Source organism: Rothia sp. LK2588, from assembly GCF_040946465.1.
In the GTDB taxonomy this organism is placed as follows: domain Bacteria; phylum Actinomycetota; class Actinomycetes; order Actinomycetales; family Micrococcaceae; genus Rothia.
Genome location: NZ_JAYWLS010000001.1, coordinates 439,652 through 456,216, shown reverse-complemented (window position 1 = coordinate 456,216; position 16,565 = coordinate 439,652). Strand labels below are relative to the sequence as shown.

Genomic DNA, 16,565 nt, shown 5'->3' with positions numbered 1-16,565 from the left:
GCTGCGCCGGAGGCGGTGCCGAGAGAGGGAGTCGCGACGGGGAGCCTGGCTGACTCGACCGAGCGTCACGATCTGTCCTAATTATCTCATGGCCGGCCTCTTTCGTGAAGAGCCGATCGTCGAACCCGCCTAGGCCACGGCGCCAGCGTGGCCATCCGATAGAGCAGCCACAGGTTGACGAGCACTGCCTGGTCGGTCACGATCTGCACGGCCTGCCACGTCGTCTGATCCCACGTGTGACGTGGTCGGAGTCCGGCGCCGTCGAGGTACGCGGCGATCGTCGCTCCGGCGTAGGGCCGGAGAGCGAGCGCTTCGGGCAGCTCACCGCGCACGTCGATCAGGTGTTCCCGGAGTGTGTGCTGCATCCAGTGTGGCCACCGATGCGCCGTGGATTCGTCCTCAAGCTGGGCGATGATGACGTACGGATCACGGCGGCAGTCTTCACACGTACGGTCGTCCGCGAACATCGGACGGCGAGCCTGATGGGCTGCGCTGTCACGCCACGACTGCAGCGCCCGGTTCAGCTTCTCGTCCCAGGACGGGTATGGTTCGCCACTCATCGGCAGGCAGGCGTCGCGGTGTACGTCGACTCCAGCACCACCGTCTTTGGCAACGTCCCCGGGTCGTATCGTCGACTCAGTTCGATCCGCTCCTCCAGTTCCGGCGTCAGCCAAGCGTGCAGCTCCAGCGGGTAGCCCATCCAGAAAAGTCGCTTCACGACGGGCTTGTACCAGCAGACCACCCGCGTCTGTCCCTCGAAGATAGTGAACTCGGCGTGCAGTGACCGGGCATGCGATGTCGACCCGATGACCCGGATCGGGTGCGCCAGGTCGATGCAGAAGTCTGATATAAAGGTGCACGACGAGGTGTGCCCACCAACAGAAACGACCCGAGTCGAGATGCTCGGGTCGTTATCCAAGATGGCGGTACTCGCCGTAATGGAGTTCTTGCCATAGTCGGCAAGGCTGAGATAGTGGAGGCGTTTCGGCATAACGGAGGGCTCCTTTCCGGGAGGGCAGCGACGAGGAACATACCGTCCTCCCCCGGGCCAAGCCCAGTCCGGCAGTAGCGTCCCCAAAGCGCCCGTAGGAGCCCCATCCGGCGGCCTCAGTCGGAGTACCCCCGATGCGTGTTTTCCTTGATGAACGCCATCAGAGACTCGCGTGAGATGTACTTCCGGCTGCCGATCTTCGTGTGCTCGATGTCCCCACGGTTCGTCAGCTCGAAGGATCCAGCGAGGACGAACGCAAGCTCCTGACCGCCCAGCGCGACAAGCCCGAAGCCGAACGCCTCAAACTCGTCCAAGCTCACTACGCCGACGCGATCCCCCTCGACCTCCTCAACAGCGAACAAGACCGCATCCGCGCCAGCCTCGACCAGATCACCACCCGGCTCGACAACCTCACCGACACCTACGCCGAGGCCCGAACAGGCTTGGACCAGCTCACCGAACTCCTGGTCGACCTCGACGACCTCTACAACAAGTGCGAACCAGCCGAACGACGCATCCTCAACCGCGCCCTGTTCACCCGCATCACCATCGACGACGAAGAGAACCCAACCTACACCCCCGACGGGACCACCGCCAGCGTCCTCGCCCACACCAACATCGACGCCCCGACCGAAGTCACCGCAGAAACAAACTTGCCCCGTCATCAGGCGGGGCAAGTTTCGATTTTCTCATCTTACGTGGAGATAAGGGGACTCGAACCCCTGACCCTTTGCATGCCATGCAAATGCGCTACCAGCTGCGCCATATCCCCATATTTTGTTGTTGTGCCGAAGCACGTAGATAACTATATACATGCCCGTAACCGGAATGCAAACCGAAACGGAAAAAATTTTTACAAGGAGATGTCCTGGTCTTCCGTTACCGTCTGAGCGTCGGCATCCTGGTCGACGTTTTCCACGATCGGAGCCTCATTCTCGACACCCAGTTCGATCCTGGGCGCCTCCGACCAGAGACGATCCAGTGCGTAGAAAGCGCGGTCTTCCTCGTGCTGAACGTGCACGACGATATCTTCGAAGTCCAGCAGAACCCAGCGTCCACCCGCGCGGCCCTCGCGGCGCACCGGCTTGAGGTTGACTTGCTCGCGCAACTCGTCTTCGACCGCGTCAACAATAGCGTTGACCAGACGTTCGTTGTGGGCAGAGACAACTAAGAATCCGTCGATCAGCCCCATGGCCTCGGAAGTATCGACCGCAAACAGGTTAGTCCCCTGCTTGTCTTCGGCGGCCGCCGCTGCAATCTTCAGGGCTTTGATGGATTCAGGTGATGCGCTCATGCGATCCTTTCACTGCGGCGCGGTGTTTGCGCCGGTTTTATTGGTCTCTCTAGAGAGGTCAATCTTACTGGAAGAACATGACCCACACGAGTACAAGCGCCAAGATCACAACGGCCATGAGAACCCACAACCAAACCTTGGCGTTGGAACCTCCGGTGTTCTCCACGGTTGCGTCTGTGGCCTCGGTCTTCTGCTCGTGCTCTGCAGATGCGTGGTCGTCGACGACCGGCGTAGCTCCCGTCTGGGTGACGTAGAAGCCCGAACGGTTCTCGGTCGAGGTCTCGGCGCTCTGCTCATTCTGGTACGTATCGTCGCCCTGTTCACCGGTATCGGCTTCCTCGACAGGAGTTTCTTTTTCGGCAAACACGTTCTTGCTCAAGGAGTCCTTCGACCACGGTTTCTTATCATCGTCGTCTTCGATGGTCGCATCTACACCTTCGAGATCGAGACCCTGAGCGTCGATGGCGCGCACCGGCTCGGGCAAGGCATGACCATAGTGCGGCTCCGCTTCGTCGGTGTATTCGGCCGGTTCTTCCTCGAGAGTTTCCTCGTCGACCGATTCCTCGACACTGGGCTGCTCGACTATCTGCTCGGTGGCACCGGATTCTTCTGAGGTCGGTTCTACTTCGAGCGACTCTTCATCGATATGCTCCTCAACGAGGAGCTCTGCTTCGGCGGATTCGGGTTCAGCTACGGTATCCGACGAGTCATCGTCTGCTGAGCCGATAGCCTCGGGCTCAGCTTCCACTGGGTCGGATTCCTCTACCTCGATCTCATCGACGAAGACGTCTCCACCGAACGAAATATCCGAGGCAGAACCCGGTTCTACCGCCTGGCTCGTAGCGGCAACACGGGTGACCCCGTCGCTGACGGCGACGTCGTCGCGAGTGTCTTTACCACCCTGAACGAAGGCATCGTCGTCCTCAGTCGAGATATCGCCCTGGGCGGCCAACGCATTGAATCGCTGCTCAACCTCTTGCATCTGCGAACGCGTGCCGTCCATGTCGTCGGTAAGCGGCATGTAGGCCACCGGCTCCTCCGGGAACGGTGTACCGTCGCGCTTGGCACGCAGGTACGCCGCGGCGTCCTCGCGATAGCGGGCAAGACGACGCGGGCCCATGGGACGCGTGGGCGGAGGAACCTCGATGCCGTCTTCGGTCACGAAGTTTTCGTGCAGGTACGCAGAACCTTCGTCGGAGGCACCGCGGTCGGTAGGAGTTGTTTCAGTCATAAGTCGTAGTGTCCTTGAAACATAAGATGCGTGTTGCCCCTATCGTAGCAATCCGCCGGTGTAGCCAGCGTCATACCGGGTCAAACACTCTGAAGAAGAGTCTATGAAGCGTTCTCTTGATGTTGCAGGGGCAAACCGTCGGTGTAATGGTGCCCGGCCGCGGCGGTGTTGGCCTCGTTGCAGGAATACAGCTCGTATTTATTGATGTACTGCACCACCCCATCAGGAACCAGATACCAGACCGGCATCTGCTGGGCGGCACGCTGACGGATATCCGTCGATGAAATAGCCAAGGCGGGAACTTCGAGCAACGAGTAATGTTCAGCGTCTTCGGGCACCGACAGCTCGTGACCGGGCCGGGTAACACCGACGAAGTACGCGAGGTCCCACAGCCGTTCCGAATCCTTCCACGTGATGATCTGGTTCATCGCGTCGGCACCGGTGATGAAGAAAAAGTCGGTATCGGGCCGCAGCTTGCGAAGATCATTCAACGTGTCGATGGTATAGGTTGGACCGTCGCGATCGATATCCACGCGTGAGACAGTGAACTGCGGGTTCGAAGCGGTAGCGATCACCGTCATCAGATACCGATGCTCCGGATCAGTAACGCGACGCGATGAAGCTTTTTGCCACGGTTGACCGGTCGGTACGAACACCACCTCATCGAGGTCAAGCAACGCTGCGACCTCACTTGCGGCAACCAAGTGCCCGTGGTGAATCGGATCGAAGGTGCCACCCATCACGCCTAAACGCCGGCGTCCTTCAACGCGGGGCGGTATATTCTCGGGGGCGGCCTCGGGGAGAGTAATTTTCTTCATGGTGGTCCTCGGCAGGGCAGGTAACAACCTGGGCCCTACAGATAAATGGTGCGGTCACCTCTGTTCAGAGGTGACCGCACCGGGGTCTTGAAGCGACGATCTTAGTGGTGACCGCGCTTGGAGTTGTAGGTCTTCAAAGCCTCACGCTCGTCTGCATCGAGGCGGTTCGTCGCCAGGTGCTCACGAGCAATGCCGCGGCCGCTGAACGAAACGGTGATCAGCAGAGACACCAGAAAGATGATGCCGAAAATAATCGCAAACCAAACGGTCGGCAAGCCCAACAATGTCAGCTGGTGCTCACCCTCAGCGGATGCAAGCAAGGTCAGATCCATGAAAGATCCTTTCTCCATGAAAGTGGTGTGAAGCTTTTACCTACCATGCTACCGTGGCCCACCGCCGTTGTGCGAAAATTCCCCGCCGCCCAGCGGGAAAAGTTAGGATCGAATATGCCCGTCGCCACGAATCACCCATTTGCTAGTGGTGAGTTGTTCCAACCCCATCGGGCCGCGGGCGTGCAACTTCTGGGTCGAGATACCCACCTCGGCGCCCAGGCCAAACTGCCCACCGTCCGTGAATCGAGTGGAGGCGTTAACATAAACTGCCGCGGAATCCACCTCACGGATAAAAACCTCGGCGTGTGTGAGATCGTTGGTGATGATCGCCTCGGAGTGCCCCGAAGAGTATGTGCGTATATGCCGGATCGCCTCATCGAGGGTGCCTACCGTAGCCACCGCAAGATCCAGCGATCCGTACTCGGTCTTCCAATCCTCCTCGGTGGCGGGTACGGTCTCAACCTGCCCGGCGGCCAGCTCTGCCGTCTTCTCATCAACGTGTAGAGTCACACCCGCCTGGGAGAGCGTCTTCAACACCGGCAGAGCCGCCTGAGTTCCCTCAACGAGTAACAAGGTCTCCACCGTGTTGCAGGTTCCCGGCCGCTGAGCCTTGGCGTTGAGCACGATATCCCGGGCCATCTTCTCGTCGGCCGACGTATCAACCACGATGTGACAGTTGCCCTCCCCCGTTTCGATCACGGGAACTCGGGCATTGCGGATCACCGACTGAATCAGGTCATGACCGCCACGCGGGATCAGCACATCGATATAACCCCGTGAGACCATCAACGCGGCTGCACCGTCGCGTCCAAATTCATCGACCGACTGCACGCAGTCCATCGGCAGGCCGGTGCGGTCCAGGGCTGCACGAATAATACGGGTGATAGTTTGATTGGAGCTTTCAGCAGCCGATCCACCACGCAACATCACCGCATTGCCAGACTTAATCGCCAATCCGGCGATATCTACCGTTACATTCGGGCGGGCCTCATAAATCGCGCCCACCACGCCCAGCGGAACGCGGTACTGAACCATGCGCATACCATTGGCGAGCGTGCCTCCACGCATCACCTCACCCACCGGGTCGGGCAAACTCTTCAGTTCGCGCAACGAGTCTGCGAGTTCCTCAACGCGCTTGGGGTTCAACGCCAATCGATCGAGGAGCGCTTCGCTCATACCGTTTTTGCGCTCGCGCTGAACGTCTTCTGCGTTCTGGGTCAGGATCACGTCTGCTTGCTTCTCGATGTCGTGAGCCATCGCTTCCAACGCTCGGTTTTTCCACTCGGCATCGGCACGCGCCAGAGTGCGCGCGGCGACTCGCGCGTCGTAGGCCATGTCTTGGACGTCGCGGAGCACCTTCTCGGGTACGTTCAGGGAGTTCTCAGATGCAGTCATGGCCACATCCTACCGAATATGAGCCGCTTCACATAGGAGTTTCCGCCTGCTGATACTCCCCTGCCAGATCACTAGGGAATCACAGGGTCTTGAGCAACGCGATGTTATCGGCATGAATCAGAGTCCCGTCGTAGGTATCACCCAGCTCTCGAACAATCTGATCACTGTGCTTGCCCAGCATCTGTTCCACCTCGGTGCTGTGATATGCGATGAGCCCGTGGGCGATGTCGGCCCCCGTAGGATCTACGATGCGAACGGCGTCACCACTCTCGAAGGTGCCCGAAATCCTGACAACCCCTGCGGCCAAGAGCGAATTGCGGCGGGCCACGGCGGCGGCCGCACCGGCGTCCACCTTGAGAGTGGCCACAATGTCGGCAAGGTGCTCCAGCCATAGCGTCTGCACGGGACGTCGCGAACCGGTGGCGTGGAACCAGGTGCCGACGTCCCCGCCCGACAGCGCCTCACGGGCGCGGGCGGCGCTGGTGATGAGCGTGGGTATCCCGGAGGACGCGGCGATCTGCGCCGCGCGGACCTTGGTGACCATGCCACCGGAACCGACCCCGGCGCGTCCTATAGACCCGATCTTCAGCTCCGTGAGGTCGTGAGCGCCGGTCACCTCGACGACGCGTTCTCCACCGTCGTCGGGGTGACGGGTGTAGAGGGCGTCCACATCGGAGAGCAACACCAGGGCGTCGGCCCGCACCGCGTGAGCGACAAGAGCCGCGATTCGATCGTTGTCACCGAACTTGATTTCTGCGGTGGCCACCGCGTCATTTTCGTTGATGATCGGCATAACGCCCAGTTCCAGCAGACGGTTCAGCTGACGGTGCACGTTGCGGTAGCGATCTTTGGCCATCAGATCTTCGGCGGTGAGCAACACCTGCGAGACCGTTACCCCGTACCGGGAGAAGGTCTCGGTGTAGCGTGCCATCAGCAAGGACTGCCCCACCGAGGCCGCCGCTTGCTGCGTTGCCAGGTCGTGCGGCCGGCGGGTCAACCCCAACGGGGCCAGCCCAGCGGCGATGGCCCCGGACGAGACAAACAGCAACTCAATGCGCGGATTGCTGCGCTTCAGTTTGGCCAGCACGTCAATGATCGTTGCCAGCGCCAACTCATCGACTGAATTCTCAATCGAGGTCAGCGACGAAGAACCCACCTTGACCACCACACGGGTAGCCTGTGGTAATTGCTCGCGGCTGTGCACCGAGCTGCGCTGTTGCGTCTGCCGCTCGTTCTGGGGTGAGTGCGCGACCACCATGACCGGCCCTATTGCTCCTTCGACTTGCGCTTTTTCTCGCGTTCAGCGCGTTTGGTATCCACCGATTCGGTCCACACACCGGCCAGGCGCTCTGCCTCGAGTTCGGCGCGTGCCGCGGCCTTGGCGTCCATGCGCTCGTGGTATTCGGCACGGCGCTCCGAACGGGTCGGGCGGATGATTTCTTCCAGTCGTGAATCGGTGCCGCGCGGGGAAGACAACAGCTCGGCTCCGCCGACCATGGTCGGCTCCCAATCGAAGATGACGGCGTCTGTTGCCTCACCGATGACCACCGCATCACCGGCACGGGCACCGGCCTTGAAAAGTTCGTCCTCGATGCCCAGCTTGGCGAAGCGGTCGGCCAGGTACCCCACGGCCTCATCATTGTTGAAGTCGGTCTGCATGATCCACTTCTCGGGCTTCTCACCGATCACGCGGAAGAGAGGTTCGAGGTTGCGCTCCTCGCGGCGGATCACGAATTCGCTCTGCTTCTTGGCGCGGAACCCACGCGGACGGATGACCGCAGGCTCTGCCGCCTCTTCGGTTTCGGCCTCTTCCCGGCGAGCTCGGTCGGCCTCGACGATCTCAGCCATGGCAAAGGTCAACTGGCGTAGGCCTTCATGCGATGCGGTCGAGATTTCGAAGACCTTGAAGCCCATTTTCTCGAAATCTTCACGCACGAAGTCCGCCAGTTCGCGGGCTTCGTGCACGTCGATCTTATTCAGCACCACCAGTTGCGGGCGTTCGTTGAGCGGAACGGTCACGCCGGCGGTCGGGTCGACCTCATAGTTGGCCAGTTCTCCGCGGATTACCTCAAAGTCAGAAACAGGATCGCGACCCGGTTCGAGGGTGGCGCAGTCGATCACGTGCACGATCGCGCTGGATCTCTCTACGTGGCGCAAGAACTGATGGCCCAGGCCCTTACCCGCCGAGGCACCTTCGATGAGACCGGGTACGTCTGCCACCGTGAAGCGGGTATCACCGGCCTGGACCACGCCCAGGTTCGGTACCAAGGTGGTGAACGGATACTCGGCGATCTTAGGACGCGCCGCGGAGATCGCCGCGATCAGCGAGGACTTGCCGGCCGAGGGGTAACCCACCAGGGCAACGTCCGCAATGGATTTCAGCTCGACGACGATATCCCGGGACTCACCGGGAATACCTAGTAGCGCGAAGCCCGGTGCTTTGCGCTTGGTCGATGCCAAGGCCGCGTTGCCCAAGCCACCCTGGCCTCCGCGGGCGGCCACATATTCATCACCGGGGTTCACCAGGTCAGCCAGCACTTCACCGGACTTGTCTTTGACGACCGTACCCTGCGGTACCGAGAGTACGAGCGATTCGCCGTGGGAACCGTGGCTCATGTCGCCGCGGCCAATATCGCCGTTGGGGGCGTGCTGGTGCGGACTGTGGTGGTACTCCAACAAGGTGGTGGACTGACCGTCGACGCGCAAGATGACGTCGCCGCCGTTACCCCCGTTGCCCCCGTTCGGGCCGCCCAGGGGCTTGAACTTCTCTCGGCGCACGGATACACAGCCGTTGCCGCCGTGGCCGCCAGATACGTGCAGGACGACGCGGTCAACAAATTCCGCCACGAAAGACTCCTTCGAACAGGGGTAGAAAACTTTTTTAATTGTGTCACAACCACCGCCTGGGGCGGTGAGCGAACGATGAATATGGAAAGAGGGCAAGCACGCGTGGTGCTTGCCCTCTTCGCTGAAACTGATCAGCCGAGATTACTCAGCTGCAGCCAGGATGTTGACGACCTTGCGGCCCTTGCGGGTGCCGAACTCAACCTTGCCTGCTGCCAGAGCGAACAGGGTGTCGTCTCCACCGCGGCCAACGTTGTTGCCGGGGTGGAAGTGGGTGCCGCGCTGGCGGACGAGGATCTCGCCTGCGTTGACGGTCTGACCGCCGTAGCGCTTAACACCGAGGTACTGGGGGTTTGAGTCACGGCCGTTACGGGTGGAGCTTGCGCCCTTCTTATGTGCCATCTGTGCCTACCTTAGAGATAAAAGATTGATTGAACCGGATTTTACCGAACTTACGCGTCGATCGCAGTGATCTTGACGGTAGACAGCTCGGCGCGGAAGCCCTGGCGCTTCTTGTAACCAGTCTTGTTCTTGTACTTCTGGATAACGATCTTGGGACCGCGCAGGTCTTCAATCTTCTCTGCAGTAACCTTGACCGAAGCCAGGGACTGCGCATCAGCGGTGACCTTGTCCCCATCAACCAGCAACAGAACGGGAAGCTCAATGGTGCTTCCCTGATCTCCGGCGACGCGGTCAAGGGTAACGAGGTCTCCGACGGAAACCTTTTCCTGGCGGCCGCCAGCGCGAACAATTGCGTATGCCACTTGGGAACTCACTTCTCTTGACGTCTTTTTTAACAGTGTATGAGGTGCAGGTATTCGTACCAATAACGTGTACCGCCCAATAAGGACTCGGGCTGAGCTGAATCAAGCACTCTCATCTTGGCTGAATCACAAGGTCGAAAAGGACCTCTGATTCCACTGACCTCACGCTAACGTTTGCTTGTGAAGACAGCACCAGCATTCAATACTACGACAGCCTCAATTGACTGGCAAGTAAAAACAGCCCGCTCGACCGCGGAATACGGCCGAACGGGCTGTGATTTTGCAGACCTTATTGGCCGGCTCGCTTGATCTCGCTGGCAGAGACGCCGACACCGAGCATCACGGCCGAACCGGAATCCTCAGCGGGCTTAGCGGCCTGAGCGGTGGAAGCCACCACGGTGGCGGCAGCCTCACTCGAGGAGATCGTCTCGGACTTCACGCTACCTTCAACACCGGTGCTCACCGCGCGGCGGGACTTCCGCTTGCGCGCCGGCGCCTTGGTCGTGGCAGGCTGCTCGGCGGAGTTGGCGAGGATGGTTTCGGTGACCTTCTCCTCCTGCTCCCCCATGACGCTACCCGGTTGCGCCACGCCGGAGACCTGAGGCTTTTCAGCGCCGTTGCTGTGGCCGGCTACCTGCTGTGCGGAGCTTGCCCGGCGAGGACGCCGCTGGGAGGTGTTTCCTTCGGATCGGCGGCGGTCGCGCGAGCCGCGTTCCTCACGGGTGCCGGAACGTGCGTCCCGCTTCGACTCACCGGAGGCATTGCCCTCATCCTCGCGGGAGGAGAGGTCACGGCCGGCCTTCTGCGAGGCACGAGCGCGCGCCTCACCGGCACGAATTGCCTCCAGGCGAGCAGAGTTCTGGGTGAATCGGGAGTCCAGCACGGTATCTTCACCGGCCGAGGCGTCCGAATTCTCGGTCAGGTCTTCGCCCCGCACCTGCTCGCGCTTCTTCGAACGGGTTCGGGACTTCTTCTCCGACTTCTTGTCGAAGACCTCCTCCAGGGACTCCAGGGTGAACGATCCCTGTTCGCCCATCGAAGACTCCGAGGTTTCCTCCGCATCGCGGGTAGGCTCGGGCACCTCGATAGGTTCGCCGCCGATGGTCACTACCCGCTCGGAACGTTCCTGAGCGGAATCGTTCTGTTGCTGCGCATTTTCCTGTACGAAGTTGTCTCCACCGTTGTTTTCGCGGCGGTTCTTCTTACGGCGCTTCCGCTTACGGGCGTTCTTCGACTCCTGATTCGAATCTTCTTCGTCATGAGTCGACGCCGCCGCGATGTTGGCGAACGCGGTGCGGCGCGATTCGTTGCGGTGCTGCTCTTCTTCGTCACCCTGCTCGTCGTGACGGATGACGTCGCGGTTGCGCTGTTGCTTGCGCGCCTTACGGCGATCTTCACGGTCGTGGCGAGAGAAGAAGTCACTGGAACCACCGGCTCGGCCCTTGAGCGGCTGGTCATGAACCACCACGCCGCGTCCGGCGCAGCTTTCACAGAGCTCGGAGAAGACCTCGAGCAGGCCGGTGCCCATACGCTTACGAGTCATCTGCACGAGACCGAGCGAGGTCACCTCTGCCACCTGGTGCTTGGTGCGGTCGCGACCCAGGCACTCGATCAGGCGGCGGAGCACGAGGTCGCGGTTCGACTCGAGCACCATATCGATAAAGTCGATCACGATGATGCCGCCAATGTCGCGCAGACGCAGCTGGCGTACGATCTCTTCGGCAGCCTCGAGGTTGTTCTTGGTGACGGTTTCTTCGAGGTTGCCGCCGGAGCCGGTGAACTTTCCGGTGTTGACGTCTACCACGGTCATCGCCTCGGTGCGGTCGATGACGAGCGAACCACCGGAGGGCAGGTACACCTTGCGGTCGAGAGCCTTCTGAAGCTGCTCTTCGATGCGGTAGTGCTCGAAGAGGTCTTCTTCCGACTCCCATTTCTGCAGGCGATCGACGAGGTCGGGGGCCATGTATGTCACGTAGGCCTCGATCGAGTCCCACGCGGCGTCGTCCTGAACGATCATCGACGAGAAGTCTTCGTTGAAGACGTCGCGCACGGTCTTGATGGTGAGGTCAGGCTCCTGGTAGAGCATCTCGGGAGCGAGGGTCTTGGGAGCCTCGGCCAACGACTGGATCTCTTCCCACTGAGCGCGCAGACGGTTGATGTCGTGGGTCAGCTCGTCTTCGGAGGCACCTTCGGCTGCGGTACGCACGATCACGCCGGCACCCTCGGGCAGCTTGTCTTTGAGGATCTTCTTCAAGCGGGCGCGCTCGGTATCGGGCAACTTACGCGAGATACCGGTCATCGAACCGCCGGGAACATAGACCAAGAAGCGGCCGGGCAACGAGACCTGGCTGGTGAGACGCGCACCCTTGTGGCCCACCGGATCCTTGGTGACCTGCACCAGTACCGAGTCGCCAGATTTCAGCGCGTTCTCGATCTTGCGCGGGGCGCCGTCCAGACCAGAGACATCCCAGTTGACCTCACCGGCGTAGAGCACGGCGTTGCGGCCGCGGCCGATATCGACGAAGGCGGCCTCCATCGACGGCAACACGTTCTGCACCTTACCCAGGTAGACGTTGCCAATCAGGGAATCCTGCTGGGTCTTTGACACGAAGTGCTCGGCGAGAACACCGTCTTCGAGCACGCCGATCTGCACGCGGTCGTCTTTCTGGCGGACGATCATTTGACGGTCGACCGACTCGCGACGAGCCAGGAACTCCGCCTCGGAGATACCGCGCGAACGGCGACCGCCCTGGCGGGATTCGCGGCGACGCATGCGCTTGGCTTCCAGGCGGGTCGAACCACGCACGCCGGTCACCCGATCGGAGGTGTGCGAGTCGGAAATGCGCGGGGTGCGCACCTTGATCACGGTGTTCTCGGGGTCGTCCTCGGCGCCACCGTCGATCTCGATATCGGTTTCACCGCGGCGACGACGACGGCGGCGGCGGCTGGTGACTTCGTCTTCATCGTGGGTCAGCTCAGCCAGGCGGCGAGCGCGGCGTTCTGCCTCCTCGGCTTCCCGCTGTGCCTCACGTTCGGCGCGTACCTTCTCGGAAATTTCGTCGAGGTTCGGCGAGAAGAACAGCAGGCTGTTGACGGCCGCCTTGGCGGTGATGTTCTGCAGCTCTTCGGCGAGGATCTCACGCTGTGATCGTTCGGCGGGTGCCTTCTCGGCGTCGTCGTCCGAGTCTTTGCCGTTCGAGTCTTCGTCGGCCGGTACCGCCTGGTCGGTCTGTTCAGGCCGCTGCTCCGTGGCAGGTTCTGCGGCCTGTTCCTGGTTCTCCGACTGCTCCGGCTGTCCTGTCGTGCCGGTTTGCTCGGTGGTTTCGGCCTGTACAGCCTGGTCGGTGGATTGCGGCTGGGCCTCTTGGGCCTGTTCGTTTTCGTTGGTGTTTTCGGTGGGCAGAGCTAGTTCTGCCTGTGCGGGCTGTTCTGATTCGTTCATCAGTTTCTCCAGCGCGGTCCGGCACCGTACTGCGTTCTCACGCTTGTGTTGGAGGGTGGCGCGCGGCCGTCCCTAAAGCCTACGGTTACCTGTCGAGGTGGGCGTATCGCGAAGTTCTCGTGCGATAGCGCGGGCTGAGGGCGATCGTCTTTACTGATCGCTCGCGGGCTCTCGTCAGGCCGGTACGTGGTCCGAGTCGGCCTCTGTTGCCGATTCTTATTCAGTGCGGTCTTCGCTGGTGTGCAGCGGTGCACTCGCACGTCGGAGTCTTGTGCCGGGCGATAGTTTTGCGTACGGACAAAATATAACCGCCCTTATTGTCTCATACCCGTTCAGGAAATATTGAACCGGGGCAAGTAATATGGGGGCTGAATTGTCGAGTTGGAGAAGAGGACTACCTGTGAGTGAAGCAGTGCTGGACGATCGGGGCCGTCGTCGTGACGATGTCGTTGTCGCCCGTCAGGATAGGAAGTACGCGACGCTGTCGTTGATCACGGGGGCTTTGGCGTTTGCCTCGGCGGCGATGTTGGTGTGGGAGCATCTGCAGTTGTTTAAGGACGCTTCGCACGTCTCGGTGTGCGACGTCAACGCGCTGTTGAATTGCGGCACCGTAATGCGCACCCCGTATGCAGAAGCTTTTGGGTTCCCGAACCCTTATCTGGGTCTGGTCGGTTATTCGATCGTTTTGACGACTGCCTTCGTTTTGTTCGCCGGTGCGCGATTGAACCGTTGGTATTGGATCGCGTTAAACATTGGTCATTTTCTAGCTTTCTGTTTTATCGTTTGGCTCTGGTTTAACACCACATTTGTGATTAATGCACTGTGCATCTTCTGCATGATCGTGTGGATTATGCAGTCGATCCTTTTGGTTCGGACGACCGCTCATAACGTGGCCACGGGTGTTATTCCTGCCCCGCAGCATGTTCGCGAGACCGTCTCGGGCTGGTCGTGGTTTACCGTGGTGCTCATTGAGGTGCTGATGTTCGGCATCATCTTTATTCGCTTCTTCGACATGATTGTAGGAATGTTCAGCTAAGGCTCACGTCGAATATGAACGGCGCCCCGTGCAGTGTATGCACGGGGCGCCGTTTATATTTCTAACCAGTCAAGGTTAGTTGTCGAACCAGAGCGCGATTTCGCGCTGTGCCGATTCCGGGGAGTCCGAACCGTGTACCAGGTTCTGCTGTACCGCCGCTCCCCAGTCTCGACCGAGGTCACCGCGGATGGTTCCGGCGGCGGCGGTGGTCGGGTTGGAAGCGCCCATGATGGTGCGCAGTCCGATGATCACGTCGTTGCCCTCTACCACTGCAGCGACCACGGGGCCGGACTTCATGAAGTCCACGAGCGCGTCGAAGAAGCCCTTGCCCTTGTGCTCGGCGTAGTGTTCTTCGAGCAGTTCTTGGCTAGGGGTGAGCATCTTCAGGTCGGCGATGCTGTATCCCTTGCGTTCGATGCGTGCGATGATCTCACCGATGAGATTGCGCTCTACACCGTCGGGTTTGATGAGCACGAGGCTGCGTTCAGTCATTGTGTCTCTCCTCATAGTGGGGTGCAGGTTTATGGTATCCCCGGTTAGCTCTCGGTTGCCGCATTGCGGCGTTCCCATTCTTCCTGTTCACGTTCGCGTTGGAGGTTTTCGCGATCCAGACGTGCGCCGGTGCTCACCGCGTACCAGTAGGCCAACGCGAAACAGGTGCCGATGAAGAACATCGGGGTGAGCGCGAAGCCGGAAAAGATCAGCAGTGCCTGGAGCACCCAGCCCAGGGTGTATGCCCAGGGTTTCTTGAGCATCCCTGAGGTCAGCAGGAGCAGGATTGCCAGGCCGAGGCCGAGCACCCAGATCCAGACCTTCACCGAGGTCGGGTCGGTGTAGTGCATCCCGAAGGTGGCCAGGGTCGCGAAGAACGCCACGAGTGCCTCCAGGGAAAGCACGGTGGCGGCGAACATTCGTTTAATCGATCCGCGTTTCTTCTTCATACCCGGTCGCCATTCGCGTTGGGCGCGTGTCATGCGTGCCATGGGTGGTGCCTCCTAGAGTCCGAGCATGGTGCGTGCGGCACCGACGACGGTGATGGATCCAGTGATAAGTACAGCGCCCGCCGAGTCTTCCTCGGCGCCCAGATCGGTGACCGCGGCAGCGATCGCGTCGTGCAGGTGTTCGTGGGTCTGCACTTCGTCTTCGTCGAATCCGGCGTTGAGCGCAAAGTTCTCGAGGTCCTCCGGTGCGATGGCGCGCGGCGAGTCGGAGGCCGTGATGAACAGGCGCACCTCGAAATCCGTGGAGTCACGGTATTCGGTGCGGATGGCTTCGAAGATGCCCTGGGCGTCTTTTTCGGCGAGCACCCCGATCACGATGTTCAACCGGTCGACGGCGAAGGATTCCTTGAACGCCGCGGCGCTGGCCTTGATGCCGTGCGGGTTGTGGGCGGCGTCCACCAGTACGGTGGGGTTCGACTTGACAATTTCCAAGCGGCCGGGGGACGTCAGTTCCTCCCACCCGGATCGCAGCAGGTCCTCGTTCAGCGCGGTGGTGCCGCCACCGATGAAAGCTTCGACCGCGGCGATGGCCACCGCGGCGTTTTGCGCCTGGTGTTCACCGAAGAGCGGCAACGGGATGTCTTCGTAGGTGCCGGCTAGTCCGCGCACCGAGATGACCTGCCCGCCCACGCCGGGGGCGCGGTTGATGACGCCGAATTCCACCCCTTCGAAACGGAATTGCGCGTTGTGGGCCTTCGCCGAATCGAGCAACACCTGGGCCGCGGAGGGGTCTTGTACGGCCGAGATCAAGAAGCCGTCGTCCTTGATGATGCCCTGTTTTTCACCGGCTATGTCGGCCAGGGTTTCGCCGAGCATATCGGTGTGGTCCAGACCGATGGGGGTCACCACCGACACTTGGCCGTCGGCGACGTTGGTGGCGTCCCAGACTCCCCCGATGCCGACCTCGAGGATCATGACGTCCACCGGCTCGTCGGCGAAGATCGCGAAGGCAAGGATGGTCAACGCTTCGAAGTAGGTGATTCGGGGTTCGCCCGCGGCGGTCAGCTCGTCGTCGACGATCTGCAGGTACGGCTGGATCTCTTCCCAGATGCGCACGAACGTTTCGTCGGCCACGGGCTCCCCGTCGATGCAGATGCGCTCGGTGACGCTGGCCAGGTGCGGGCTGGTGTAACGTCCGGTCCGCAGATCATGAGCCAGTAACAGGCGTTCGATCATGCGGGCGGTGGAGGTTTTACCGTTGGTGCCGGTGATATGGATGACCGGAGCCGCCTTATGGGGTTCGCCGAGGATTTCCACGGCGCGTTGCATGGCGCCCAAACGGGGTGCCATCTTGTTCTCGGGGGCACGGTCTAACAGGTCTCGGTACACCGACTCGACACCGAAAGCGGCGGCAATGCCACCGCTTTCGGGTTCTGAGCCGGAAAACGAGGACGCGTGATCCTGGTTTTCGCTCATT

16 protein-coding genes and 1 tRNA gene are annotated in these 16,565 nt (G+C 60.8%); 1 reads left to right on the top strand and 16 read right to left on the bottom strand.

Annotated elements, in window-relative coordinates; genetic code table 11:
• Positions 1 to 556: 556 nt before the first annotated feature.
• The 13 genes from VVR12_RS02185 to VVR12_RS02125 all read right to left on the bottom strand — a co-directional run bounded on the left by VVR12_RS02185 (position 557) and on the right by VVR12_RS02125 (position 13,111).
• Complete coding sequence (locus tag VVR12_RS02185; protein ID WP_368549471.1) at positions 557 to 991, bottom strand: hypothetical protein; 435 nt, start codon at positions 989 to 991, stop codon at positions 557 to 559.
• Positions 992 to 1,107: 116 nt separating this feature from the next.
• Positions 1,108 to 1,602, bottom strand: a complete 495-nt coding sequence (locus tag VVR12_RS02180) for a helix-turn-helix domain-containing protein (protein ID WP_368549470.1) — start codon at positions 1,600 to 1,602, stop codon at positions 1,108 to 1,110.
• Between the two features lie 88 nt (positions 1,603 to 1,690).
• Positions 1,691 to 1,763 (bottom strand) — tRNA-Ala (locus tag VVR12_RS02175).
• A gap of 81 nt (positions 1,764 to 1,844) precedes the next feature.
• A complete protein-coding gene (gene rsfS, locus VVR12_RS02170; RefSeq protein ID WP_368549469.1) occupies positions 1,845 to 2,285 on the bottom strand; it encodes a ribosome silencing factor in 441 nt (146 codons plus the stop codon).
• Between the two features lie 64 nt (positions 2,286 to 2,349).
• Positions 2,350 to 3,516, bottom strand: a complete 1,167-nt coding sequence (locus VVR12_RS02165; RefSeq protein ID WP_368549468.1) for a hypothetical protein — start codon at positions 3,514 to 3,516, stop codon at positions 2,350 to 2,352.
• A gap of 101 nt (positions 3,517 to 3,617) precedes the next feature.
• A complete protein-coding gene (nadD, locus tag VVR12_RS02160; RefSeq protein ID WP_368549467.1) occupies positions 3,618 to 4,334 on the bottom strand; it encodes a nicotinate-nucleotide adenylyltransferase in 717 nt (238 codons plus the stop codon).
• Between the two features lie 101 nt (positions 4,335 to 4,435).
• Positions 4,436 to 4,666 (bottom strand): hypothetical protein, encoded by a 231-nt coding sequence (locus VVR12_RS02155; RefSeq protein ID WP_368549466.1) that lies wholly within the window; start codon positions 4,664 to 4,666, stop codon positions 4,436 to 4,438.
• A gap of 102 nt (positions 4,667 to 4,768) precedes the next feature.
• The gene (locus VVR12_RS02150) at positions 4,769 to 6,061 is read right to left on the bottom strand and encodes a glutamate-5-semialdehyde dehydrogenase (RefSeq protein ID WP_368549465.1); all 1,293 of its coding nucleotides are present in this window, start codon (positions 6,059 to 6,061) and stop codon (positions 4,769 to 4,771) included.
• Between the two features lie 79 nt (positions 6,062 to 6,140).
• A complete protein-coding gene (proB, locus tag VVR12_RS02145; RefSeq protein WP_368549464.1) occupies positions 6,141 to 7,319 on the bottom strand; it encodes a glutamate 5-kinase in 1,179 nt (392 codons plus the stop codon).
• 8 nt (positions 7,320 to 7,327) lie between these two features.
• The gene (gene obgE, locus VVR12_RS02140; protein WP_368549463.1) at positions 7,328 to 8,908 is read right to left on the bottom strand and encodes a GTPase ObgE; all 1,581 of its coding nucleotides are present in this window, start codon (positions 8,906 to 8,908) and stop codon (positions 7,328 to 7,330) included.
• Positions 8,909 to 9,049: 141 nt separating this feature from the next.
• Positions 9,050 to 9,307: a 50S ribosomal protein L27 gene (gene rpmA, locus VVR12_RS02135; RefSeq protein WP_083091175.1), complete on the bottom strand. Its 258-nt coding sequence runs from the start codon at positions 9,305 to 9,307 to the stop codon at positions 9,050 to 9,052.
• A gap of 50 nt (positions 9,308 to 9,357) precedes the next feature.
• Complete coding sequence (gene rplU / locus VVR12_RS02130) at positions 9,358 to 9,669, bottom strand: 50S ribosomal protein L21 (RefSeq protein ID WP_368549462.1); 312 nt, start codon at positions 9,667 to 9,669, stop codon at positions 9,358 to 9,360.
• Positions 9,670 to 9,958: 289 nt separating this feature from the next.
• A complete protein-coding gene (locus tag VVR12_RS02125) occupies positions 9,959 to 13,111 on the bottom strand; it encodes an Rne/Rng family ribonuclease (protein WP_368549461.1) in 3,153 nt (1,050 codons plus the stop codon).
• 400 nt (positions 13,112 to 13,511) lie between these two features.
• Between VVR12_RS02125 and VVR12_RS02120 the strand changes: the two genes are divergently transcribed.
• Positions 13,512 to 14,147, top strand: coding sequence for a vitamin K epoxide reductase family protein (locus tag VVR12_RS02120; protein WP_368549460.1), 636 nt, complete (start codon positions 13,512 to 13,514; stop codon positions 14,145 to 14,147).
• Between the two features lie 75 nt (positions 14,148 to 14,222).
• On the opposite strand, the gene ndk is transcribed toward VVR12_RS02120, so the two are convergent.
• The 3 genes from ndk to VVR12_RS02105 are packed head-to-tail and all read right to left on the bottom strand — an operon-like array spanning position 14,223 to position 16,564.
• On the bottom strand, positions 14,223 to 14,639 hold the full coding sequence (ndk, locus tag VVR12_RS02115) for a nucleoside-diphosphate kinase (protein ID WP_368549459.1): 417 nt from the start codon (positions 14,637 to 14,639) through the stop codon (positions 14,223 to 14,225).
• Positions 14,640 to 14,683: 44 nt separating this feature from the next.
• Entirely contained in the window at positions 14,684 to 15,130 is a 447-nt protein-coding gene (locus VVR12_RS02110) for a DUF4233 domain-containing protein (RefSeq protein ID WP_368549458.1), read from the bottom strand.
• Between the two features lie 12 nt (positions 15,131 to 15,142).
• Positions 15,143 to 16,564 carry a folylpolyglutamate synthase/dihydrofolate synthase family protein gene (locus VVR12_RS02105; RefSeq protein ID WP_368549457.1) on the bottom strand — a complete coding sequence of 474 codons (1,422 nt, stop codon included), beginning with the start codon at positions 16,562 to 16,564 and terminating at the stop codon, positions 15,143 to 15,145.
• Position 16,565 lies beyond the last annotated feature (1 nt).

Excerpts from the sequence above, each read along its gene's own strand:
- VVR12_RS02105 (WP_368549457.1), bottom strand. The coding sequence starts at position 16,564 with ATGAGCGAAAACCAGGATCACGCGTCCTCGTTTTCCGGCTCAGAACCC.
- rpmA (WP_083091175.1), bottom strand. The coding sequence starts at position 9,307 with ATGGCACATAAGAAGGGCGCAAGCTCCACCCGTAACGGCCGTGACTCA.
- VVR12_RS02125 (WP_368549461.1), bottom strand. The coding sequence starts at position 13,111 with ATGAACGAATCAGAACAGCCCGCACAGGCAGAACTAGCTCTGCCCACC.
- VVR12_RS02155 (WP_368549466.1), bottom strand. The coding sequence starts at position 4,666 with ATGGATCTGACCTTGCTTGCATCCGCTGAGGGTGAGCACCAGCTGACA.
- proB (WP_368549464.1), bottom strand. The coding sequence starts at position 7,319 with ATGGTGGTCGCGCACTCACCCCAGAACGAGCGGCAGACGCAACAGCGC.
- VVR12_RS02150 (WP_368549465.1), bottom strand. The coding sequence starts at position 6,061 with ATGACTGCATCTGAGAACTCCCTGAACGTACCCGAGAAGGTGCTCCGC.
- rsfS (WP_368549469.1), bottom strand. The coding sequence starts at position 2,285 with ATGAGCGCATCACCTGAATCCATCAAAGCCCTGAAGATTGCAGCGGCG.
- nadD (WP_368549467.1), bottom strand. The coding sequence starts at position 4,334 with ATGAAGAAAATTACTCTCCCCGAGGCCGCCCCCGAGAATATACCGCCC.
- VVR12_RS02110 (WP_368549458.1), bottom strand. The coding sequence starts at position 15,130 with ATGGCACGCATGACACGCGCCCAACGCGAATGGCGACCGGGTATGAAG.
- VVR12_RS02185 (WP_368549471.1), bottom strand. The coding sequence starts at position 991 with ATGCCGAAACGCCTCCACTATCTCAGCCTTGCCGACTATGGCAAGAAC.
- ndk (WP_368549459.1), bottom strand. The coding sequence starts at position 14,639 with ATGACTGAACGCAGCCTCGTGCTCATCAAACCCGACGGTGTAGAGCGC.
- VVR12_RS02165 (WP_368549468.1), bottom strand. The coding sequence starts at position 3,516 with ATGACTGAAACAACTCCTACCGACCGCGGTGCCTCCGACGAAGGTTCT.